The sequence below is a fragment of the Ilumatobacter sp. genome (assembly GCF_049588435.1).
In the GTDB taxonomy this organism is placed as follows: Bacteria; Actinomycetota; Acidimicrobiia; order Acidimicrobiales; family Ilumatobacteraceae; genus Ilumatobacter_A.
Map to the genome: position 1 here is coordinate 1 of NZ_JBAVYV010000087.1, position 3,507 is coordinate 3,507.

6 protein-coding genes are annotated in these 3,507 nt (G+C 65.2%); all 6 read right to left on the minus strand.

The genetic code is table 11. The features are described 5' to 3' along the window. Positions 1-403 (minus strand): 50S ribosomal protein L22 (gene rplV, locus WBV89_RS03240; protein WP_423979909.1); only part of this gene is annotated, 403 nt, incomplete at its 3' end. Next, on the minus strand, positions 403-681 hold the full coding sequence (gene rpsS / locus WBV89_RS03245) for a 30S ribosomal protein S19 (protein ID WP_423979910.1): 279 nt from the start codon (positions 679-681) through the stop codon (positions 403-405). The genes rpsS and rplV, both read right to left, overlap by 1 nt. Positions 682-713: 32 nt before the next feature. Next, a complete protein-coding gene (gene rplB / locus WBV89_RS03250; protein WP_423979911.1) occupies positions 714-1,553 on the minus strand; it encodes a 50S ribosomal protein L2 in 840 nt (279 codons plus the stop codon). Positions 1,554-1,569: 16 nt separating this feature from the next. Further along, positions 1,570-1,857, minus strand: a complete 288-nt coding sequence (rplW, locus tag WBV89_RS03255) for a 50S ribosomal protein L23 (protein WP_423979912.1) — start codon at positions 1,855-1,857, stop codon at positions 1,570-1,572. Next, the gene (rplD, locus tag WBV89_RS03260) at positions 1,857-2,525 is read right to left on the minus strand and encodes a 50S ribosomal protein L4 (protein ID WP_423979913.1); all 669 of its coding nucleotides are present in this window, start codon (positions 2,523-2,525) and stop codon (positions 1,857-1,859) included. The genes rplW and rplD overlap by 1 nt, the downstream gene beginning before the upstream one ends. A gap of 2 nt (positions 2,526-2,527) precedes the next feature. After that, positions 2,528-3,175, minus strand: coding sequence for a 50S ribosomal protein L3 (gene rplC, locus WBV89_RS03265; protein ID WP_423979914.1), 648 nt, complete (start codon positions 3,173-3,175; stop codon positions 2,528-2,530). Positions 3,176-3,507 lie beyond the last annotated feature (332 nt).

Below are 3,507 nucleotides of genomic sequence, written 5' to 3' on the forward strand. Positions count from 1 at the left end.
GCACGATGGTGAGTCGGTCATCGCTCATCCGAGCGACAATCACCGTGATGTGGCAGGTCTGCTTGTGGATGCGGGTCGCACGGCCACGGGCACGGGGACGGAAGCGGCGCAGCGTCGGGCCCTCGTCGGCGAAGCAGGCGATGACGAAGAGTTCTTCGGCATCTTCACTGTCGTTGTTGACGGCGTTGGCGACGGCCGACGCGAGCACCTTGCGCACATCGTGGGCGATGTGGCGGTCGGTGAACTGAAGCACCTCGTCAGCCGAGACGACATCGAGCCCACGGATGAGATCGAGGACCGCACGGGCCTTGGATGCCGAGCTGCGAACGTACTTCGCGGTCGACTTCGTGCCGGAGCGCTCTCCGGCGACGTAGGACTTCTCGTTGAGCTTGGGACCGGTCATCAGCGCCTCGCGTTCCTCTCCATGCCGGCGTGGAACTTGAAGGTCCGCGACGGGCTGAATTCGCCCAGCTTGTGACCGACCATCGACTCGGTCACGTAGACCGGTACGTGCTTGCGACCGTCGTGGACGGCGAGCGTGTGGCCGACCATGTCGGGGATGATCGTGCTGCGACGAGACCAGGTCTTGATGACCTTGCGCTCGCCTGCGGCGTTTTGGGCGTCGATCTTCTTGAGCAGATGCTCGTCGACGAAGGGGCCCTTCTTGAGGCTGCGTGCCATGAGTGTTTTCCTTTTACCTTCCGGGCGGCCGACTAGCGACGCCCACCCTTACCGGTACGACGACGGCGGATGATGAGCTTCTGCGAGCTCTTCTTCTTGTTGCGGGTGCGGCTCTCGGGCTTGCCCCACGGGGACACGGCCGGGCGGCCACCCGATGTGCGGCCTTCGCCACCACCGAGGGGGTGGTCGACCGGGTTCATCGCGACACCACGGGTCTGAGGGCGCTTGCCCTTCCAGCGGTTGCGACCGGCCTTGCCGATCTTGACGAGCTCGTGCTCGGAGTTGCCGACTTCGCCCACCGTTGCACGGCAGTCGATCAGCACTCGGCGCATCTCGGTCGAGGGCATCCGGAGCGTGGCGTAGTCGCCTTCCTTGGCGACCAGACGCACCGACATGCCGGCCGAACGGCCGATCTTGCCGCCGCCACCGGGGCGGAGCTCGACGTTGTGGACGGTGGTTCCGACCGGGATGAAGCGCAGCGGCATCGCGTTGCCGGGCTTGATGTCCGAGCCCTGACCCGACGTGATGCGGTCGCCCACGTTCAGGTTCTTCGGCGCCAGGATGTAGGCCTTCTCGCCGTCGAGGTAGTGGAGCAGCGCGATCCGGCAGGTGCGGTTCGGGTCGTACTCGATCGCAGCGACCTTGGCGACGACGCCGTCCTTGACCCGCTTGAAGTCGATGATGCGGTACTGCTGCTTGTGACCGCCACCGCGGTGGCGGCTGGTCTTGCGCCCGTAGGCGTTGCGGCCACCGGTCTTCGACTTCTTGGCGAGCAGCGACTTCTCGGGTGAGGTCTTGGTGATCTCACCGAAGTCGGAGCTCGTCTGGAAGCGACGTCCGGGGCTCGTGGGCTTGCGTGAACGAATGGCCATGATCAGTCCTCCTGGCTCAGTTCTCGAACAACGGGATCTCGCCCGCTGCCAGGGTGACGATGGCCCGCTTGGTGGCAGGTTTGGTGCCGACGCGGTTGGTGCCTCGGGTGCGCTTCTTCTTGCCGGCGCGGTTGAGCGTGTTGACCTTGGCGACTTCGACGCCCCAGATCGACTCGACCGCGTCACGGATCTCGGGCTTGCTCGCCGAGGTGTGCACCTGGAAGGTGTAGACGCCGGACTCGATGAGCGCGTAGCTCTTCTCGGAGACGACCGGCGCAATGATGATGTCGCGAGGATCTTTCATCAGGACTCTTCGCTTTCTTCAGCGGCGGCGGGCGTGCTCGCGGCCTTGTTGCTCGCCGAGGTGTCGGTCGGCAGGGACGCCTGGGTGAAGACGACCCAGTCGCTGCAGAGCACGTCGTAGGCGTTCAGTTCACCGGCATCGATGACCTGGACGCTCGGCAGGTTGCGGAAGCTGAGCATCGCGTTGACGTCATCGTGGGCGATGACCACCAACACGTTGCCGGCCACGTCGAGCGCAGCGAGCGCCTCTTTGGCGGTCTTGGTCTTCGGCGTGTCGAAGTTCCACGAGTCGACGACGACGACCTTGCCTTCGGCGGCTCGGTCGGAGAGCGCCGAGCGAGTGGCGAGCTTGACCATCTTCTTCGGCGTCTTCTGGTCGTACTTGCGGGGCTTGGGGCCGAGGGCCACGCCACCACCGCTGTAGTGCGGTGCACGGATCGAGCCCTGACGTGCGTTGCCGGTGCCCTTCTGGGCGTACGGCTTGGCACCGCCACCACGGACCTCGGAGCGGGTCTTGGTGCTCTGCGTGCCGGCACGACGTGCGGCGAGCTGAGCGGTGACGACCTGGTGCATCACCGGGACGTTCGGCTCGAGCCCGAACACCGCGGCGTCGAGTTCGACCGTTCCGGCTTCCTTGCCGGCGACGTTCTTGATGGTCAGTTCAGCCATGCTCAGGCACCCTTTCCAGCGAGCTTGACGGCGTTGCGGACGGTGACGACACCGCCGGCGGGGCCGGGGACAGCGCCCTTGATGAGCAGCACGTTGCGCTCAGCGTCGGATTCGACGACTTCGAGGTTTTGTGTGGTGACCTGCTCGTGACCCATGTGACCGGCCATCTTCATGCCCTTGAAGACACGCGCCGGAAAGGCGCACTGGCCGATGGCACCGGGCTTGCGGTGGTTCTTGTGCGCACCGTGCGAGGCAGGCGCGCCCTTGAAGTTGTGACGCTTCATGACGCCGGCGAAGCCCTTGCCCCGGCTGGTTCCGGTGACGTCGACCTTGGTGCCGGCGGCGATCTGCTCGACGGTCAGTTCCTGACCGACCTCGAGGCCGTCGACCGAGTCGAGGCGCAGTTCGATGAGACGCTTGCCGGGCTCGACGCCCACCTTCGAGAAGTGACCGGCCTCGGGCTGGTTCAGCTTCTTCGCGTCCTTGCTGCCGTAGGTGACCTGGATGGCGGTGTAGCCATCACGCTCGCTCGTCTTGATCTGAACGATACGCATCGGGTCGACCTTGACGACAGTGACGGGGACGACCTTGTCGTCGACCCACTTCTGTGTCATGCCGACCTTTTCGCCGACGATCGCTTGTTGTGCCATTTGGCGGTCCTTCTCGTTGTCCAAGCCGTCCGGCGGTCCGGGGGCTCTCCACGTAAAAGCTCCGCAGCACGAAGAAAGTCGTGCATACGGAGCTGAGAAACTCGGTTGTGCCGGCTGGTTCCAGTCCCGATCGTTGCGGGCGGCCTGGTCGGACGTCAGTTGCGGTGTGTTCTGGTGATCGGAATGCCTCCCGATCACGGCCATGCAATGCTACGGAGCGCGCGTCGGGCTTCCAACGCGGGGCTTCCGCGGAATCCGACGCCGTCTCGGTGACTCGCGCCACACTCACTCGCTCACCACCTCGCCCGCCACCATCCGCCACCCGGTTCTCG